This window comes from Paraburkholderia aromaticivorans, from assembly GCF_012689525.1.
In the GTDB taxonomy this organism is placed as follows: domain Bacteria; phylum Pseudomonadota; class Gammaproteobacteria; order Burkholderiales; family Burkholderiaceae; genus Paraburkholderia; species Paraburkholderia aromaticivorans_A.
The window spans coordinates 196,471-213,917 of record NZ_CP051515.1 but is presented as its reverse complement, the minus strand read 5'-3'; the positions used below and the strand labels follow the sequence as shown (position 1 = coordinate 213,917).

General features: G+C 61.3%; 18 protein-coding genes. 6 read left to right on the top strand and 12 right to left on the bottom strand.

Annotation, left to right across the window (positions count from 1 at the left end; genetic code table 11):
* Window positions 1–43 precede the first annotated feature (43 nt).
* Entirely contained in the window at window positions 44–1,204 is a 1,161-nt protein-coding gene (locus tag HF916_RS12820) for a porin (RefSeq protein ID WP_168789328.1), read from the bottom strand.
* A 624-nt stretch (window positions 1,205–1,828) separates the two neighbouring features.
* On the opposite strand from HF916_RS12820, the gene HF916_RS12815 reads away from it, so the two are divergent.
* Window positions 1,829–2,275, top strand: coding sequence for a Fur family transcriptional regulator (locus HF916_RS12815; protein ID WP_168789327.1), 447 nt, complete (start codon window positions 1,829–1,831; stop codon window positions 2,273–2,275).
* Window positions 2,276–2,430: 155 nt separating this feature from the next.
* Here the strand turns inward: HF916_RS12815 and HF916_RS12810 are convergent, their stop codons facing one another.
* From HF916_RS12810 to HF916_RS12775, 8 genes are all read right to left on the bottom strand, one after another.
* Window positions 2,431–2,580 (bottom strand): hypothetical protein, encoded by a 150-nt coding sequence (locus tag HF916_RS12810; RefSeq protein ID WP_168789326.1) that lies wholly within the window; start codon window positions 2,578–2,580, stop codon window positions 2,431–2,433.
* 155 nt (window positions 2,581–2,735) lie between these two features.
* Window positions 2,736–3,266 (bottom strand): nucleoside 2-deoxyribosyltransferase, encoded by a 531-nt coding sequence (locus tag HF916_RS12805; RefSeq protein ID WP_240975528.1) that lies wholly within the window; start codon window positions 3,264–3,266, stop codon window positions 2,736–2,738.
* Between the two features lie 250 nt (window positions 3,267–3,516).
* On the bottom strand, window positions 3,517–3,957 hold the full coding sequence (locus HF916_RS12800; RefSeq protein WP_168789324.1) for a hypothetical protein: 441 nt from the start codon (window positions 3,955–3,957) through the stop codon (window positions 3,517–3,519).
* A 270-nt stretch (window positions 3,958–4,227) separates the two neighbouring features.
* Window positions 4,228–5,919 (bottom strand): purple acid phosphatase family protein, encoded by a 1,692-nt coding sequence (locus tag HF916_RS12795; RefSeq protein ID WP_168789323.1) that lies wholly within the window; start codon window positions 5,917–5,919, stop codon window positions 4,228–4,230.
* Window positions 5,920–6,305: 386 nt separating this feature from the next.
* Window positions 6,306–6,530 (bottom strand): hypothetical protein, encoded by a 225-nt coding sequence (locus HF916_RS12790; protein ID WP_168789322.1) that lies wholly within the window; start codon window positions 6,528–6,530, stop codon window positions 6,306–6,308.
* Between the two features lie 137 nt (window positions 6,531–6,667).
* Window positions 6,668–7,111, bottom strand: a complete 444-nt coding sequence (locus HF916_RS12785; protein ID WP_168789321.1) for a hypothetical protein — start codon at window positions 7,109–7,111, stop codon at window positions 6,668–6,670.
* A gap of 6 nt (window positions 7,112–7,117) precedes the next feature.
* Entirely contained in the window at window positions 7,118–9,052 is a 1,935-nt protein-coding gene (locus tag HF916_RS12780; protein ID WP_168789320.1) for a putative bifunctional diguanylate cyclase/phosphodiesterase, read from the bottom strand.
* A 128-nt stretch (window positions 9,053–9,180) separates the two neighbouring features.
* Window positions 9,181–10,119: a LysR family transcriptional regulator gene (locus tag HF916_RS12775; protein WP_168789319.1), complete on the bottom strand. Its 939-nt coding sequence runs from the start codon at window positions 10,117–10,119 to the stop codon at window positions 9,181–9,183.
* Between the two features lie 98 nt (window positions 10,120–10,217).
* On the opposite strand from HF916_RS12775, the gene HF916_RS12770 reads away from it, so the two are divergent.
* The 4 genes from HF916_RS12770 to HF916_RS12755 all read left to right on the top strand — a co-directional run bounded on the left by HF916_RS12770 (window position 10,218) and on the right by HF916_RS12755 (window position 13,985).
* On the top strand, window positions 10,218–11,639 hold the full coding sequence (locus HF916_RS12770) for an aldehyde dehydrogenase family protein (protein ID WP_168789318.1): 1,422 nt from the start codon (window positions 10,218–10,220) through the stop codon (window positions 11,637–11,639).
* A 120-nt stretch (window positions 11,640–11,759) separates the two neighbouring features.
* A complete protein-coding gene (locus HF916_RS12765) occupies window positions 11,760–12,098 on the top strand; it encodes a hypothetical protein (protein ID WP_168789317.1) in 339 nt (112 codons plus the stop codon).
* Window positions 12,099–12,396: 298 nt separating this feature from the next.
* Window positions 12,397–13,425 (top strand): tryptophan--tRNA ligase, encoded by a 1,029-nt coding sequence (gene trpS / locus HF916_RS12760; RefSeq protein ID WP_168789316.1) that lies wholly within the window; start codon window positions 12,397–12,399, stop codon window positions 13,423–13,425.
* A 176-nt stretch (window positions 13,426–13,601) separates the two neighbouring features.
* On the top strand, window positions 13,602–13,985 hold the full coding sequence (locus tag HF916_RS12755; RefSeq protein WP_168789315.1) for a nuclear transport factor 2 family protein: 384 nt from the start codon (window positions 13,602–13,604) through the stop codon (window positions 13,983–13,985).
* Between the two features lie 101 nt (window positions 13,986–14,086).
* On the opposite strand, the gene HF916_RS12750 is transcribed toward HF916_RS12755, so the two are convergent.
* Window positions 14,087–14,398: a hypothetical protein gene (locus HF916_RS12750; protein ID WP_012428971.1), complete on the bottom strand. Its 312-nt coding sequence runs from the start codon at window positions 14,396–14,398 to the stop codon at window positions 14,087–14,089.
* 121 nt (window positions 14,399–14,519) lie between these two features.
* Entirely contained in the window at window positions 14,520–15,902 is a 1,383-nt protein-coding gene (locus HF916_RS12745; protein WP_240975527.1) for an MFS transporter, read from the bottom strand.
* A 132-nt stretch (window positions 15,903–16,034) separates the two neighbouring features.
* On the opposite strand from HF916_RS12745, the gene HF916_RS12740 reads away from it, so the two are divergent.
* Window positions 16,035–16,787: an ArsR/SmtB family transcription factor gene (locus HF916_RS12740; RefSeq protein ID WP_168789313.1), complete on the top strand. Its 753-nt coding sequence runs from the start codon at window positions 16,035–16,037 to the stop codon at window positions 16,785–16,787.
* Between the two features lie 84 nt (window positions 16,788–16,871).
* Here HF916_RS12740 and HF916_RS12735 read toward each other — a convergent pair whose 3' ends face one another.
* Entirely contained in the window at window positions 16,872–17,309 is a 438-nt protein-coding gene (locus HF916_RS12735; protein WP_168789312.1) for a DUF1801 domain-containing protein, read from the bottom strand.
* Window positions 17,310–17,447 lie beyond the last annotated feature (138 nt).

Here is a 17,447-nt window from a genome sequence, read left to right as displayed (position 1 = left end):
AAAAACAAGGCATGCGTCTTCACATTACTTGGCGCAAGCCTGCTTAGAACGCGTGACGCATGCCCACGGTGACCGCCACTTGCGTGTTGGTCGCCGACGGCGACAACGTGTTGATCATGGCATGCGAGAGTACGGAGTCCGCAGGCGCACCATGCACGTTCTGATAAACGCCTTCGAGATAGAAGTCCGTGCGCTTGCTGATCGCGTAGTCGGTTTGCAGCATGGCCGTGTTCCATCCCGGCGACGAACCGTTATACGCGCCATGCGTGTACGTGTATTCGCCGGATACGCTCAACGCCTGCGTTAGCGCGTACTTCGCGTTCAACTCATAGTTGTCGAGACGCAGTGAACCACCCAGCGATCCCGCGGACGTATCGCCCGAACCGAGGTAGCTACCCGTGCCGAACGAGAACACGCCCGACGCGTTGTCGATCTGAGCGTGGCTCCAGACCAGCCCGACGGTGGCCGGCCCGAACGTGTAGTTACCACCCAGCGACCAGATACGCTGGCGTTGTGCGAGGAAGTTCGCGCTTGCATCGCTCGACGTCACCGCGCCGCTGCCATTGCCCGCGTTGTTCAGTTGCAGATAGCCGGCGGCGAGATTCACCGGACCTTGCGCATACGAAACGCCGAAACCGTACGACCGGTTATTCCCAAAGTCGCCCGCCTTGTTGCTGAACGAATACATCGTTTCGAACGTAACGCCGCGGTAAGTCGGGCTCGCGTACTTGACCGAGTTGTTGATCACGACGGAATTCGCAGCAAGGTTGTCGTTTTCGAACGGATGCGCGGCCATGCTGCCGCCCCACGTGTTGAACTCCGCCGTGAGCGGTCCGACGAGGTCGTTCATCACGTCGAACTGGCGGCCGAACGTCAAGGTGCCGTAAGGATCGCTTTGCAGGCCGACCCACGCCTGAGAACCGAAACCATCGCCGGAGAATGCCTGGGCACCGTTGTTCAGCAGGAAACCTTGCTCGAGTTTGAAGACCGCGTGCAAACCGCCACCCAGATCCTCAGAGCCCTTGAGACCGAAGACCGTGTTCTGGGTCGAGCTGCTCACTTCCTGCCAGTTGCTGTGCCCAAACTGATTGTTCGTGTACACCAATCCGGTATCGATGAGGCCGTAGAGCGTCACGCTACTTTGCGCATGCGCCGACATCGTAAATGCGCCGAAGAGCGCGGCCGCGAGTAAAGACTTTTTCATACTTGTTGGCTCCGTGATCAAGCGGTAATTGAGGGTATCAATTGCTCTTTCCACCAGCACCGTGAACACGCATGCAATACATTTGCAACCGTTGTTGCGCAAACTGCGAGAAGCATAAGTAGTTATAGGATGTTTATTGCGCGACACGTCATTTCAATGGCTTTGCCATGGTGTGCGCTTATCTATTGCATGGTTTTCAAATCGGCTCTGTCGGCGCGTGCTAGCCAGCGCGGCGGAAAACGAGCCCCCCGATCATAGGGCGATGAAAATAAATGCGGTGTCAAAAAAAATAAGCCGCGTGGCGTCAAAAGAACAATGAGGGGACGAAGCTTAACGGGTTGCGGCATGTGCCGGGAGTCAGTGTGGCGCGATTTTGACGGCAAAACCCCGAGCGAAAGGAATACGTAATTTAACGGGGAGAACTCGTTTGAATTCATCGGTTCGCGATCGTCCCATGCTTCCTGATACTGGCGCTTAAGGCTCTCTTAAGGAACCGGCTTACATAGTTCGGCCACTCGCGGTTCGTCTTGTCGAAACAGCACGACGTCATTCCCGACGACTTCTTCATGGCGGCGACCTGGAATCCAACAGGTCGGCCGCCACTGCTCCATTGCGACGACGTCCATGAACATTTATAGAATTCTGGAGCAAGCCCGTCTGCGGCCCACCTTCCCACGAGTCCTGGTGCTGGAGTTTTTCCATCAGCACGCTCGTGACCACTTCAGCGCTGAACAGGTCTATAAGCTTCTCAACGATGAGATGCGCAACATGAGTCTCGCCACGGTCTATCGCGTGCTCGGTCAACTCGTGGATGCGGATTTATTGTCTGGCGTAGCCTTTGGCGACAGCCGCATGGTCTACGAACTGAATGACGGAACCCGGCACGATCACCTCGTCTGCACGGTCTGCGGTCGAATCTATGAGTTCTTCGATGCGGAAATCGAGGCGCGACAGCAGTCTGTCGCGAACAGCCTCGACTTCGCGGTGACGGGACGTCAGTTGGTTCTGTTCGGCATGTGTGCCGAGTGTAGAAAGAGCGGTGCGCTGACAAGAGCGGTAGTCAGGAGATAGCGACTCGCGACGCTGCTCTTCGACTCATACTTGCGCCGCTGGAGCTTCTGCCGCTGCGGCCGCAAGCGCGCGGAAGTTCGCCGGTGTGGCAAAGGAGTTTGCTCGCGATGGCAATGTGAAATGCGCTGTATTGCGAGGCCGGCGCCGCCCGAAACTCACCCCGCTCCGTCCGCCACTTCGGCGGCGCCCGCGCCACCGCCGCCGCAACCGGTCAACCAGAACGCGACCACGAATGGTGGCGCTGCTACCAACGTGTCGGGTTCGAGCAATGTGGTGGTGATCAGAAAATGAATCCGCCGCGCCACCTGTCTGTGCTGATCGCCACGATCGTGCTTGCCGTCGCCGCTGCCGCGGCGGGATCAGTATCCGCGCAAACGGCAACGCGAACGTCGAATGAGCGTCAGTCGGCTTCACTGTTGCAATCGACCAAATAGAGCGCCTGCCTCGCAGGCATCGTGGCTTAGGCCTTCTTGAAAGCGCTATACAGCGTCTTCGCAAGCGCGGTCAACTCACCACCGCTCTCGCGAAGCGACGCGATCTCCGCACCGTTGTCCAACGTCCCTTCCACGCTGCGACTCCGATCGCGCGCCACGGCTTCCAGAATAGCCTGCGGCAGCGCCGACAGTTGGTCGACCACGTCGAAATCGCCTAAGCCCGTGAGCATCGGATTGTCGGAGCCGCTGAGCATGGACCGTGCGTCAGCCTTGAAGAGCACAAGCGGTTTGCCCGCGTGCCACGCCAGCGACGCCTCGACAACCGTGCCTTCATCGGCAACGCGGCCGTTGAGATTGGCGACGACCACATCGCAACGCCTGAGCAACTGATACGTATCCAGGCTGAAGATTGCGCGGTCGAGCAAGTGCGCGGCTTCTTCAACCGACGCGCCAAGTTTCTCAAGTTCCGGCTTCAGCTTCGCGAACTCGAGACCGTCGCGATGCGGAAGAAATGTCGTCAAACCCGCAGCCTCCAGCGTGGCGGCAATCGAATCCATTTCGGTTCGTTCGGCTGCGTTGAAGAGCGGACCCGCGCAATACACTCGTGGCATCTTTTTTCGTCTCCTGAGGACGGAGGAAATCGTGAAGTACCCTCGCAGCGTGTGTCGGCATGCGACTGCGAGGACCGTTTACGATAACCATCGACGAAGCAAAGTCAATGCACAGCGTCGGTCACCTATTGCCCGGCGCACTCGGCGCGCGGGCAAATACCTGTGCTACGCATTACGCCGCCCTCTCGCTCTCCGCTCAGTCGTAATGCCGATGCTTGTGATGACGCTTGCCCGATGGGTTGCCGCGGGAATAGTCGTCGGCGTACGAGTTGGAGCGCGAGATATTGCCGCCGAGCGCCGAACCCGCACCGCCGCCCAACGCAGCGCCGACGAGACCGCCGCCGCGACCGCCCATTGCATTGCCGGCCGCCGTGCCCGCACCGCCGCCAAGCGCGCCGCCGATAATGGCGCCCGTGCGTTCCCTGCGGTTCGACGTGACCGCGCCGCCGGCGCCGCCGCCGACTGCTCCGCCGAGCACGGCGCCCGTGCTGCCGCCCACCGCGCCACCCAGCGCAGCGCCGGCGACACCGCCGAGCGCGCCGCCAAGCGCGTTGTTCATATCGCCGGCAATTGCCGACAACGACGCCGAAGCCGTGAGCGCGGCAACGGCAACAATCTTGAGGATTCTCTTCGACATAAAAGCTCTTTCATTGTTGTTGACGGCGCCGAGTATAACCGCGCTCATGAAAGGCTTTTGTAACCACGTCGTGCCACATCAGTAAGACGTGTAACAAAATGATCGAAGGGTCGAGAGCGGAGGCTTTTAAAAGCTTCAAGTCAAACAGGAAGAGAAGATTGCCGGTTGCTCCTGGATATCCTACGGATAGCTAATCATCTTGATTATCGCGCCGACGATACCGGCGGGCCGCCGTAGACCAGCAGCCCGTCAACCGCTCACTGTCGAACCTTATCCGCGCCGCTTCTTTTTCAGCTCGACGGTCTCGAACAATTCGTAGTTCTGCGTCGGCGTTTGATCCGCGCCGGGCGCGTGATAGTAGTTCATCGTGATCGTGGTCTCGCCGCCCGCATGCCCCGGATCGTGATCGAACACCGCGATCCCATAACCGGTGCCGGTATCGCGTTGCGCCGACCAGATCGCATCTTCCACGGCGTCCGCGTTCGCGCGCACGAAAGTCCCGGCCGTCGTGCCGGTCACCGGGCGGTTGGGACGCGTGAAAATACGCGCCTGCGGCAGCCCCGTGCCGGCATCCACGCCATAGACATCCAGCGGCGCGCTCGTGCCGCCGCCGCCGAGAATCAGGTGGATCGTGCCGTGGCTCGTATCGAACGTCGATGCGCCCGGCGACACCGCCGACATCACCGGTTTCGGCTGCAACGTATCCACCGGCCGGCCCGTCGCGATGTCGGTGCCCTTGTCGTGGTTGCAGCCGCGCACGGGATAACTGCGTTCGTAGTCGTGATCGTGGCCGCACAACACCAGGTCCACGCCGTAGCGATCGAACAGCGGCAACCAGGCTTCGCGGATGCCTTTATCGGACCCGTTGCCGGTCTTCGATGAACTCAGCGCGTCCTGATGCATCTGCACGATGATCCAGTCGACCTCGTCGTCTTCGGCTGCACGGTGCAATGTCCTCTCGAGCCAACGCGTCTGCTCGCCGGCGCTATAGCCGCGCACATAGAGCGACGTGCCGGGTTGAATGGGCGGATTGCCGGTGCTCGCAACCGGCACCAGCGGATCCGGGCCGGCAACGAACGCGGCCGCGTCCTGATAGACGACGTCGTCGGCATCGAGCGAAATGAACAGCACGGAGCTCACGCGGAAGCTGTACCAGCGGCCCTGAAAGCGCGTGTGATTGTCCGGCAGCGTGTAGCGCGCGAGGTACGAAGCAAGGCCTTGTTCGCCGTTATGAAACTCGAGCTCGTGGTTGCCCGGACACGGCATCCACGGCCGGTTCGACGCGGACGTCTGGCAGTTGTTGCCAAAGTCGCGCCACACGTCCGGCTGGTGCGTCGGATTCAGGTTGGCGTAACACAGGTCGCCGTTGAGCAAGTGGAACAGCGGCTGGAAGCGCTCGACCGCCTGCACCGCGAAGCGGCTTTGCGGCGACGACAGAACCCAGCCGGTATTCGGCGTCGCGAGATCGCCATAGCTCGTCCAGCGAAACGGCGCACGTCCGCGCGGCGCAGTACGGAAGCTGGCCGTGAAGGGCTGAGCCGCGTTGCTGTCGTTCTCGGCGGTGACCTCGTATTCGTAGCTCGTATCGGGTTTCAGATCTCGCAGACGCGCGTGATACGTGAACACCACCTCGCCGTTGAGGCCGTCGGTATAGGTGCTTTGAACGCCATGCACCGTATGTTTCCCCTCGCGCGCGCCGCTGACGCGCACCTGGGGGTTGACTGCCGGCGCAAGCGACGCCCATGACACCGTGACCTCATGGGTCGGATCGTTGCCCCAAGTCAGGTGGACCTGCTCCGGTGTGCCGTCGGGCGCGCTGTTCGCCGCGCGCGCCGCCGATGAAAGCGTGCCCGCCGCCGTAGCGAGACTGGATGCGCCGGCAAACTTCAGGAACCCGCGACGCGAGACGATGGAAGCGCCTTCATCGGTCGGCGAAGCCTTAGCGATTTTTTTGTTCGACATGTCTGGTGTTGTTGTACGGGGGTGGAAGGACGCCGACGCGCAGGCCGGGCACACCGCGTTCTTCGTGAACGGCGAGTACGCTGAAGACCGGCGCGCAACGGAGACGACCAGCCATCGTAGTCGCCAGGCTATGACACTCAGATGAAACGGCGTGAGGCGTAGAGGTTCGCCCCCATTTGACGTGCAAGGGCGCGGCGACGACACGCGATGATTCGATGGTGAACGACGAGCAAGTTTCGCGTTGAATGCCGTTCCGCACCGAGCGAACGCCGGGCAGTGGCACATGCAGAGAATGAACGGACAATAGACGACACTCAGAACTGAGCGCCGAAGTTGCCGGCGCATGGATTCCATCGTGGATCATGCGACCGGCGGCAAACCATCACTTACGTCTGCGGATTCGTGTCGTCCGTGGACTGGGTATTGTCGGCGACGTCCTGCTTGTCGTCGTCTTTCTTTTCGATCATTGATTCCAGCTTGCCGGCGCCTTCAAAACCGGCGATAGCGGCGACGCCTTTCGTCAGCAAACCCGCTTCCGGATCCACTTTTTCCGCCGCTTCAACGGCGGCGATCGCCCCCGCAATCTTTCCTGCTTCGTCCAAGAGTCCCATGTCGCTCTCCTCGAAAAAAAGTGAGCTTGCATCGTCTCACGAAACTCGGCGCCTTGTCCTCAAATGTAAAACCGAAATGACGATAAGCTGACACCGCTGAAAGGCACGACGAACTTTACGTTTAGTAAGCGTGACGCCTATCGCTGGGGCGGCTGCGGATTATTCGCCGGATTGGTATTGAATCTGGAGATGCGTTGTATTCCGTCTTCGCGGATCAACTGCAATAGTTCGTTCTCCATGATATCGGCGACATCTTTGCCGTAGACTTCGCCGCCATTCACGTAGACAGTAAACGACCGCAGGTACTTCGCCTTCTTCTCCGGGTTCTCGATCGTCTCGCGGGTCCATTGATAGAGCGGATAGTTTTCCGTGCCATGGCGTTCTGCTTCGCTCACATAGTCCGCGAATGCATCGAACTGGCATTTCAACGTCGCGTCGTGCCTGTGCAGAACATCACGGAGCGCGCTATGCGACGCACACGTCGGGTCAGCACGTAGCGTGTCGGCCAGTTCGAGCGAGACGGTAATCCGTAGCTGGAACCGCAAGGCAGGTTCCCTAGTCGCCTCGGTGTCGGCATTCATAAACGCTCATTCCTTATCCGCGGAATGCGCGGCAACCTTTTCTTCGATCCGCGCAATCTCGTGGCTTTGCACCGGCTTGCCGAGCAGAAAACCTTGAGCATGCGTGCATCCGCATACGCGCACGAAGTCCAGTTGCTCTTGCGTCTCGATGCCTTCCGCCGTAGTCGGCATGCCGATTTCCCGCGCCAACGCCACAATCCCACGCACCACCGCCGCCGATTCTCGACGGTGCACGGACTCCTTGACGAACGAGCTATCGATCTTGAGCTTGTCGAACGAAAAGCGCACGAGCGTCGACATGGTCGAAAAGCCGGTGCCGAAATCGTCGAGCGCGAGACCGATGCCCAACGCTCGCAGCCTCCCGACGTTGCGCCGGGTCACGACATCGTCGTTCAGCAGCACCGTTTCCGTGATCTCGATATTCAGGCGCTGCGGCGGAAGCTTCGTCTTGCGGAGAATCGCCGAAACGGTCGACGCAAACGACTCCTCCCGCAATTGCACCGGCGATACATTCACGGCGACGATCACCTTGTCTCGCCAGGTCACCGCTTCCTTGCACGATTGCAGCAAAGCCCACTCGCCCAAGGACAGAATGAGGCCCGTACGTTCGGCCGTAGGAATGAACGCGGAAGGCGAGAGTTCGCCGCGTGTGGGATGGGTCCAGCGCATCAGCGCCTCGCGGCCGGACACCGCACCGCTGCTGAGATCGACGATGGGCTGGTACTCCATGCGCAAACCGCTGAACGAATGCAGCGCGCCTTCCAGATCGCTGCGCAGAAGGCTCAGGCTTTCATCTGACGCGTGTTTCGCGGCATCGAAAATAGCGAACGCGCTTTTGCCGCTGCGTTTCACGGCATACAAGGCGCGATCGGCGCAAATCAACAGTTGCGGGCCGGTCCTCGCGTGTTCGGGATAGAGCGAGACGCCCACGCTCGCGCCGATATGCACCAGCGCCTCGCGCAACGCGAACGGGCGCGCTAGCGTCTTCACGATGCGGTCCGCCAGAATGCGCACGTCGCGAGCCTGCCCCATACCATCGGAAAGCGCCACGAACTCATCGCCGGCCAGGCGCCCGACGAGGTCGCCACTCGGCAACACTTCACGCAAACGAATTGCCGCTTCCTGAAGGATCTGATCGCCGGCGGCATGGCCCAGGCTGTCATTGATGGCCTTGAATCCGTCCAGATCGATCAGTAGAACAGCGAACGATTGATCTTTGCGCAGCGCGCCCATCTCCGTGCGTTCGAGCAGCAGTTCGCTGATACGCGCGCGATTGGGCAAACCGGTGAGGCTGTCGTGATGGGCGAGCCGGTGGCTGTTTTCCCGCGCCAGAAGCAACGCGACCGTGTCGCGATTGCTGCGCAGCGCAACCGTAAAGAAGCCGGCGGCGCAGAACGGCGCCTGGAACAGCAGCACCAGTTTGCCGGAGCCGGGCGACAGCGCTGCACCGAGAGCCAATAACCCGAGAATAAACGTGATTTGCAACAATACGAGCCGGGGCGTGCCCGCATTACGGCCGGCCAATCCGCCAATAACGCCCACTGCGCAAACGTTGCCGAGCAGGAACAGTGTCTGGTCTCCGCTGATATTGCACAGCAAGGTGCCGAAGCCGAACAGCACGCTCCAGAGCAGGCTCGCGAACAGAAAGGCGGAGGTAGGAGTCGGCTGACCGTTGGCGCTGCGCGAGCAGCACAACCAGATCAACACGAGCCGGGCGATCAGCAATGCGACGACGGCGCTGCCCCAACTCGCGTAAAGGGCCTTGGGATAAAGGTAGTAAGCAGTTGCGCAGACGCTGATTTCACAAATCGACGCGAACACGATCGACGCGGTTCGCGTGAACAGATTGGCAAGCAATATCTGGCGATTATCCGCGCTCAGATCCTGAGAGGACGAGACGACCCACTTGAAAAATGGAGACCTTGGTTCGCTGAAAGCCATGACCTACGCATTTTTGATGGTTGATAAATCGAAACCCGCGCGTGTTGCGATTATTACGCAAACATAGAGGATCGGGTTAATTCGACTGAGGAAACGAGCCGGACTCTATCCGGGCAGGAAAAAATGACTTACCGCGGACCACGCACCTTACGCCTGGTCCGCGCCTGTTCGCGCTGTGCATCGGCGTGCTCGCGGATCATATCGATGAGCGCCCGTAACCCGGCTGGCGCGTGACGACGGCCGGGATAGTACAAACACAGGCCGTCCAGCGGCGGAGTCCAGTCCTCCAGCACGCGTACCAGCGTGCCCGCCTGCAGATCCGCGGCGACATTCCATTCGGTCAGATAGGTCACGCCGAGGCCGGCGCGTGCCGCTTCCAGCATCAAACCCGGTTCGTCGAGCGTCAGCGCGCCTTTTCCGTCGATCCGCACCGTCTCGCCGCGGCGCTCGAATTCCCATTGATAGATCGCGCCGCTCGGCATGCGCGTGCGGATACAGCGGTGCGCGAGCAGATCGGCGGGCGTGCGCGGCGCCTTGTGCTGCGCAAAGTACGCGGGACTGCCGACGACCGCAAAGCGTTGCTTATCGCCGAACGGCACCGCGATCATGTCCTGCGGCACCGTTTCGGCCAGACGGATACCCGCATCGAAACCTTCGACGACGATGTCGATCAGCCTGCCCTCGGTGACGAGATCGAGCTTCATGTCGGGATAGCGCTGCAAAAACGCGATGAAGAGCGGCATGGCTTGCCTCGCCGCGCCCACCGACGCGTTGACGCGCAGCGTGCCCGACAGCGTGTCGCGGAAGCTGCCGGCCTGTTCGATTGCAACGCGGATCGTGGACAGCGCGGGCGCCACGCTGTCCACGAATTGCGCGCCCGCTTCCGACAGCGACACGCTGCGCGTCGTGCGATTGAAAAGCCGGACGCCGATGCGCGCTTCGAGCGCCGCGACCGCATGACTGAGCGCGGACGTCGACAGGCCGAGTTCAGTCGCGGCCGCCCGAAAGCTGCGATGGCGCGCGACGGCCAGAATGGCCTCCAGTTCACCCAGACCCGAAGTTTTCATTGTCCCAAATTTTTCAACGTGACGTTCTTGATTGTACGGCTAGTCAACGCAATGCCAGCGGTCTATTGTGATTCGTTCGAGACTTCTTTGGAGCAAGCATGCAGATCATCGACAGGATTTATATCGACGGCGCGTTCGTCACGCCGCACGGCAGCGAAATGTTCGACCTCTTCAACCCGGCGACGGAGCAAGTGATCGGCCAGGTGCGCCTCGCCGACGCGCAAGACGCACGCGACGCCATCGGCGCCGCGAAACGCGCGTTTCCCGCCTTTTCGCGCACCAGCCCGCGTGAACGCATCGACATGCTAAAGCGCATGCATGAAGCCGTCGTGGCAAAAGAAGACGAGCTTTACGAAGCGATCACCGAAGAATATGGCGCGCCAGTGTCGCGTGGCCGCTGGATGGCGCAGCATGCGAGCAGCGTGCTGCTCGAAGCGGCGAAGGTCTTGCAGGACTATGCATTCACGCGCCGCGCGGGCAGCGCCGAGGTCGTCATGCAGCCGTTGGGCGTCGCCGGTTTGATCACGCCGTGGAATAGCGACGCGGGTTTCATCTGCGGCAAGCTCGCGGCCGCTCTGGCTGCGGGTTGCACAGCCGTTATCAAGCCGAGCGAGATGAGCGCGATCCAGACGCGCATCGTGACCGAGGCGCTGCATGAAGCGGGCCTGCCCGCGGGCGTGTTCAACATCGTGACAGGGCGCGGCGACACCGTGGGTGCGGAGATCACTTCGCATCCCGACGTCGCCAAGCTGTCGTTCACGGGCTCCACGGCCGTCGGCAAAACGATTTTGCGCGCGGCGTCCGACACGTTGAAGCGCGTGACGCTCGAACTCGGCGGCAAGTCGCCCGTAATCGTGCTCGACGACGCGGACTTCGACGAAGCGGTGCCGCTCGCCATTCAGGCCGGCTTCATGAATAGCGGTCAGGCATGCATCGCGGGCACTCGCATTCTGGTGCCGCGGCAACGGCTCGCGGAGTTCGAAACGCGCGTGCAGGAAGAGGTCGCGCGCAGCCAGTCAGGCGATCCGCGCGACCCGAAAACTACGGTCGGCCCGATGGTCAGCCAGAAGCAATGGGAGCGAGTGCAGCGTTATATCCGCGTCGGCATCGACGAAGGCGCACGCCTGATCGCGGGCGGCCAGGGACGGCCGGATGGCGTCGACACGGGCTGGTTCGTGCGTCCGACCGTCTTCAGCGATGTCACGAACGACATGACGATTGCGCGTGAGGAGATTTTCGGCCCGGTGCTGTCGATCATTGGCTATCGCGACATCGACGAGGCCATCGCGATCGCCAACGATACGAGCTACGGCTTGCAGGCTTATGTGTTGTCGCGGGACACGCAACGCGCGCATGAGGTCGCGTCGCGGATCGAAGCGGGACGCGTGCTGGTCAACACGCTGGCCCACGAGCCGGCTGCGCCGTTCGGCGGCTTCAAGCAATCCGGTATTGGGCGTGAATACGGTACGTTCGGGCTGGAAGCGTTTCTGGAGCCGAAGTCGGTGCTGGGTGTTTTCTGATTGGTCATCGCCGCCCCCGGGAGCCGCGTGAGTCGAGTATCGATGTACGATGCCGTATAGTGGATGCACCGCTGATCTCCAGCGGCCTACCCGTAGATCGGCGCGATGGGGGACTACGAGATGACAGTCGCAAATACATCGATGAACGGCTCTCGCGAGCCCGTGCCAGAGTCGCTGCAGACCTTGGTCGAGTATCTCGAACTCTCGCTCGACAGGGCGGCGAGCGTGGTCATGACGCGCCACACGAACGACGTTTGCACGGTCTACCTGGGCGACCCGGCCGGTCTGATCGAGGAAATGAAGAAGCTTGGCACGATTGCCATCCCGCTCGCCAATGAGATGCTGGAACTGACCCGCTCGGGCGTCAACGAGATGGAGATAGGCGGCCAGGCCTATCGCTTTGTACGCACTTTCACGCAGGTCGAGGACGCCGCAGCGGTTGTTTTTTCGGCGGCCTAGACGGCGGTGCGGATCGGTTGTAGGGCGGATTACACGGCGCGTAGTCGTCACGCGTCCGCACTCCCGGGTTGCGGCCGTGGGGACGCACTTTCCGGCCCGCCGTTGACGACCTGGCGATCCGCCGCGTTATACTCTGCCGATGGATACGAAGCCGATCACGCTGAACTGTTGGTGGCGCGCCTGACTTAGGCGGCCCGTTTCCACTCGACCATCGAAACGTGATGCCGCCAGTCCTGGCGGCATTTTCGTTTCTGCGCGCTGACGGCTGGTGGTATCGACAAACGCACAACCCCAGACCATGACAGACGCAAAACCGACCACGAACCAACCCATTATCCTTACCGGCGACCGAACGACCGGCCCGCTGCACCTTGGCCACTATATCGGCTCGTTGCGCTCGCGCGTGCAACTCCAGCACGAAGCGCAGCAGTTCCTGTTGCTAGCCGATGCGCAAGCCATGACCGACAACGTCGGCCGGCACCAGAAAGTCACGGAAAACGTCATCGAGGTCGCGCTCGACTATCTCGCCGTCGGCATCGACCCGGCGAAGTCGACCATCTTCATCCAGTCGCAGGTGCCCGAGCTGGCGGAACTGACCCAGTACCTGCTTAATCTCGTCACGGTCGCACGCCTCGAGCGCAACCCGACCATCAAGGCGGAAATCGTGCTGCGCGGTTTCGAGCGGGACATCCCCGCCGGCTTTCTGACGTATCCGGTCAGCCAGGCCGCCGACATCACCGCGTTCAAGGCGACGCGCGTGCCTGTCGGTGACGACCAGTTGCCGATGATCGAACAAACCAACGAACTGGTGCGCCGTTTCAACAACACGGTCGATCAACAGGTGCTGGTCGAATGCGAAGCCGTGCTCTCGCACGTTGCACGGTTGCCGGGCATCGACGGCAAAGCCAAGATGAGCAAGTCGCTGGGGAACGCGATCACGCTGGGCGCGACGCCGGACGAAATCACCAAGGCCGTGAACAACATGTACACCGACCCCAACCATCTGCGCGTCAGCGATCCGGGCCAGGTGGAAGGCAACGTGGTGTTCGCGTTCCTCGACGCGTTCGAGCCGGACGTCCCGATGGTCGACGAACTCAAGGCGCACTACCGCCGCGGCGGCCTCGGCGACAGCGCGGTCAAGCGCGTGCTCAACGAACGGCTGCAGTCGATGATCGCCCCCATTCGGGAGCGCCGCCGCGAGTTCGAAGCCGACCGTGCGGAGGTGCTGAACGTCCTGCGCCGCGGGACGATGCGCGCGCGGGAAGTGGCGGGCGCGACGGTATCCGAGGTAAAAAATGCGCTCGGTCTGAACTACTTTCAGAACTGAGCGAAAGCCGGCGGGCGGCGTTTTGCTCCGGCCGCCGGCTGAACCGCGCTGCAGCGTGAATTTTGACCGGACGGGTTCTATGATAGGACGCAGTCACTGTCGATAGCGGAGTAACGCGTCCGTCCATGTCTGCGTGCTCTTCTATGTCCACGTTGGCTGTCGCCCGGGAGATTGACATGAGCAACGCGATGAAGGTCGTCAAAGATGCATACGCCGCCTTTGGCCGGGGCGATATTCACGCGCTGCTGGCGCTGATGCCCGCTGACATCGACTGGCGAGTGGTGGGGCCCGCCAGTCTCCCGTATGCCACTCAATGTCGCACGCGCGCAGACGTGCAGCGCTATTTCGATGACCTCTTTCTGGCTGAGGACATTACCCGATTCGAGCCCCGTGAATTCATCGATGCGGGCGAGAACGTTATCGTGCTCGGCTTTGTCGCTTCGACCATCAAGGCGACAGGCCAATCGTTCGAATCAGAATGGGCGCATATCTTCACCGTCAAAGACGGTCTGGTGACCCGTTGGGTGGAATTCTTCGATACAGCCGCGCGCCCTTATTAGCCTTGAACATCCTGGCTCGGGTCAATCAGCCTTCGTGCTAGCGAACCACGCTCGTTTGACGACGTGGTTCTCGCTGTGGCTGGGATCCTTCCTTGCCCGGCCTATGATTTGCCCTTGAGCGTGAATGGAGCCAGCAGAGACTGCACATCGATCTGCCGCCCCTGAAGCAGAAGCAGCCTTGCGTGAAGCACCGTATTTTCAAGAACCAGCTTGGCGGTGCTAAGGAGGTACAGCGCATGTATGTCGGACACCGACATGTTGCCGGCCTCGACCTGGTGATGGCGCTCGACGAGCGAGGTCATCACCAGACGCCTGAGTTCCTGCTCGCCGAAAGGAAGGTCGGCGTAGTCGATCGGGTCGTCGGCTTCGACTTCTCGCAGCATGTCAACAAGCGCTTCCGTGCTCACTTCCATGTTTCGGCTCCCACGTTTTCGGTTAGGAACAGCATCGCCAGACTGCGTCGTGCAATGTTGTCAGACTAACGGGTCTATTTGAGCGAGTCCAGTGTGAATGCGAGGCAACGCGCATAGCGGGCTAGGCCGTACTGCGCGCCTGACGCGTGGCCAGCGTCAGCGCGACGCTCCAGGAAAGCGCAGCCAGCAACGACAAGCCGACCGCCAGATACACCGTCACCCGAATCCCGGCGTCGAGTGGCTGGATCGCGCTCATCAGCGCGCCGAAGATCGCGACCCCGAATGCGGACCCCGCTTGCCGGCTCGCGTTGAGCACGCCCGCTGCAACGCCGGCGCGTGCCTTGTCCACTGCGGTCATCAAAGCGGCGGTCGCGGCCGGCGTAATCACGCCCGCGCCGAAACCGACCGCGGGAAAGCACAGGGCGATGCGCCAATAAGGCGCATGCTCGGCAAGCGCGAGCAGCCCGGCGAAACCCGCGGCGTACAGCAGGAAACCGCCGCACACGAGCCGGCGTGCACCGTACGCACGGTTCAACGCGCCGGAAACGAAACTGCCGATAGCGACGCTTGCGGTCAACGGCAGAAACGCCAGTCCGGTCTGCAACGGCGGCCAACCGCGCGCCGATTGGAAATAGAGACTCAGCAGGAAGAACAATCCATAGAACACGAGGCCCGAGATCATCGAAGCAAACGCCGATGCGGAAAATACCGGGCTTCGAAACAGACCCATGGGCAGCATCGGTTGCCTGCGCCTCGTTTCGACCGACACAAAGGCAAGCCAGCCGACAATGGCGGCCGCGGCGCCGGCGCGGATGGCGAGTGCGTGCCACCCCAGCTTCGCGCCCTCGATCAGGACCGCCACGGACGCGCCAAGTGCAACTATCGCGAGCAACTGACCGGCCACGTCCAACGGTTTGCCGGACGCATCCGGTCGAATGGATTCGACGCGCGTGGTCAACCAGGCGCCCATCAGCGCAATGGGAACGTTCACCAGAAAAATGCTTCGCCAGCCCAGTAGATGAATCAGCACGCCACCGACCAGCGGCCCGGCCGCCATCGCGATACCGCCACAACCGGCCCACACACCGATCGCACTCGCCCGCTGCCGGGCAACCGGAAAAGCGCTATTGATAAGCGTCAGTGAGCACGGCACCAACAGTGCGGCACCCGCGCCCTGCAAAATCCGCGCGGCAACCAGAATCTGCAAATCCGGCGCGACTCCGCATAGTGCCGACGCGCAGGCAAAGATCAGCAACCCGGCAAGATAGACAGATTTGGCACCGAGCCGGTCCCCCAAGGCGCCGCCGCTCAGCAGCAAGCTCGCAAACGTGAGCGTATAAGCGTTGACGACCCACTGCAGGCCGGTAATGTCCGAACCGAAGCTTGCCGCAACGGGCTCCAGCGCGACATTGACGATCGACGTATCCAATATGACGATGACATAGCTGAGACTCGTCGCCGTTAATACCCGCTTTCGGTATTCATTTTCTTGATTCACGAGCATCAGCCCCATTAGCCATTCCCGGATTGACTATAGTGCGGCGTGCACCGAGAATGCTTCGAGGCGTGTCGAAGTGTGTAATCGAAGGCAAAGGTTCTTTTTGGCCGACACGCATCAATTCCGGACGCTGAAATAATGGGCCAGCACAATATTTCCACCGTTGCGCACCTCATCGCCGAGCCCGTTCGCGCCACGATTCTGATCACGCTTGCCGATGGCCGCGCGCTGTCGGCGAGCGCACTTGCGGAAGCAGCGGGCGTAACCGCGCAGACCGCGAGTTCCCACCTTGCCAAACTGCTGGACGGCGGTTTGCTGACCGTCGAAAGCAAAGGCCGGCACCGCTATTACCGGCTCGCCGGCGCGCATGTTTCACATGTGCTCGAAAGCCTGGCGTCGGTCGGACCGGTTACGCCTGCCTGGCGCAGTACGCCGAACCGCTCGGCTCGCGAGTTGCGCTTCGCCCGCTGCTGCTATGACCATCTGGCGGGTCAGATCGGCGTCGCCGTCACGCAGAGCATGCTCCAGCGTGGCTTCCTCCTCGAGGCGGACGATCGGCAATACGCACTCACGGTGTCGGGCCGCGAGTGGTTGCAAGAACTCGGCATCGACGCGGGCGACCCGGCTATCGACCACGCTGGGCATGCGCGACAATGCCTCGACTGGACCGAGCGGCAATACCACATTGCAGGACCGTTGGGCGCCCGGCTCATGGACGCATTTCTGGCGTGGGACTGGATGCGCAAGTCACCCGTTACGCGGTCAGTGACCATCACTGCTCAAGGGTGGGTGGCGCTCGACAAACACTTCGGCATTCCGCGCGATAGGTGCGAGGCGTCCGCGTCGCTTCCCAAAACCGACAAGACGGATGAGCGATCCGCGTTCGCGTGATACGGTCTAGCGGAGCCACCGCAGTCGAACCGGCGCAAACCGGCGCTTTGTGTTTCCGCTCTCAGGTAGCCGACGGCCTAACCTTCACCTCGCTTTACTCTTGTCCACTTTTGCCCGCTTGCTCGCGGGCGTTTTGTTCTTCTTCAAATGGGTCTGGTTGTACGCAATAGCGGCGCGGACGAGATTTTTTAGCGCGCGCCCATTGACCTTATCGCCTTCCAAAAAATCGATTGCTCGTCGCTCGTTGCCTTCGAGACCCGCGTTGAAGAGCTTGTCAGGATCGTCGAAGCCCGCGCCGTGCGCAAAGGTAACCTTCACCTTCCCTTTGTGAGCATTGGCGACCGCGATCATGCCGTCCCGAGACCAGACCGGGCTACCCATCCACTTCCATTCCTCGATTATCTCCGGGTCAGCCTCGAGGATGACCTTGCGGACACTCGCGAACGTTTTGCCACGCCAGTCCGTTAGTCCGGCGATCAGTTGGTCGATACGTTCCGATGCATCTAATGGTTCTTTGTTCATCGACTCTGGTCCCCTTTCATACCCGGCTCCTTGTGTCGTTTAAAGACGCGCGGAAGGAAAGTCGCAAGTGCGCCAATCCGCAGCGGGATATGCCGACCGATTCTCTACGAATTCCCGCGACCTGTCGAATGAGGGAAA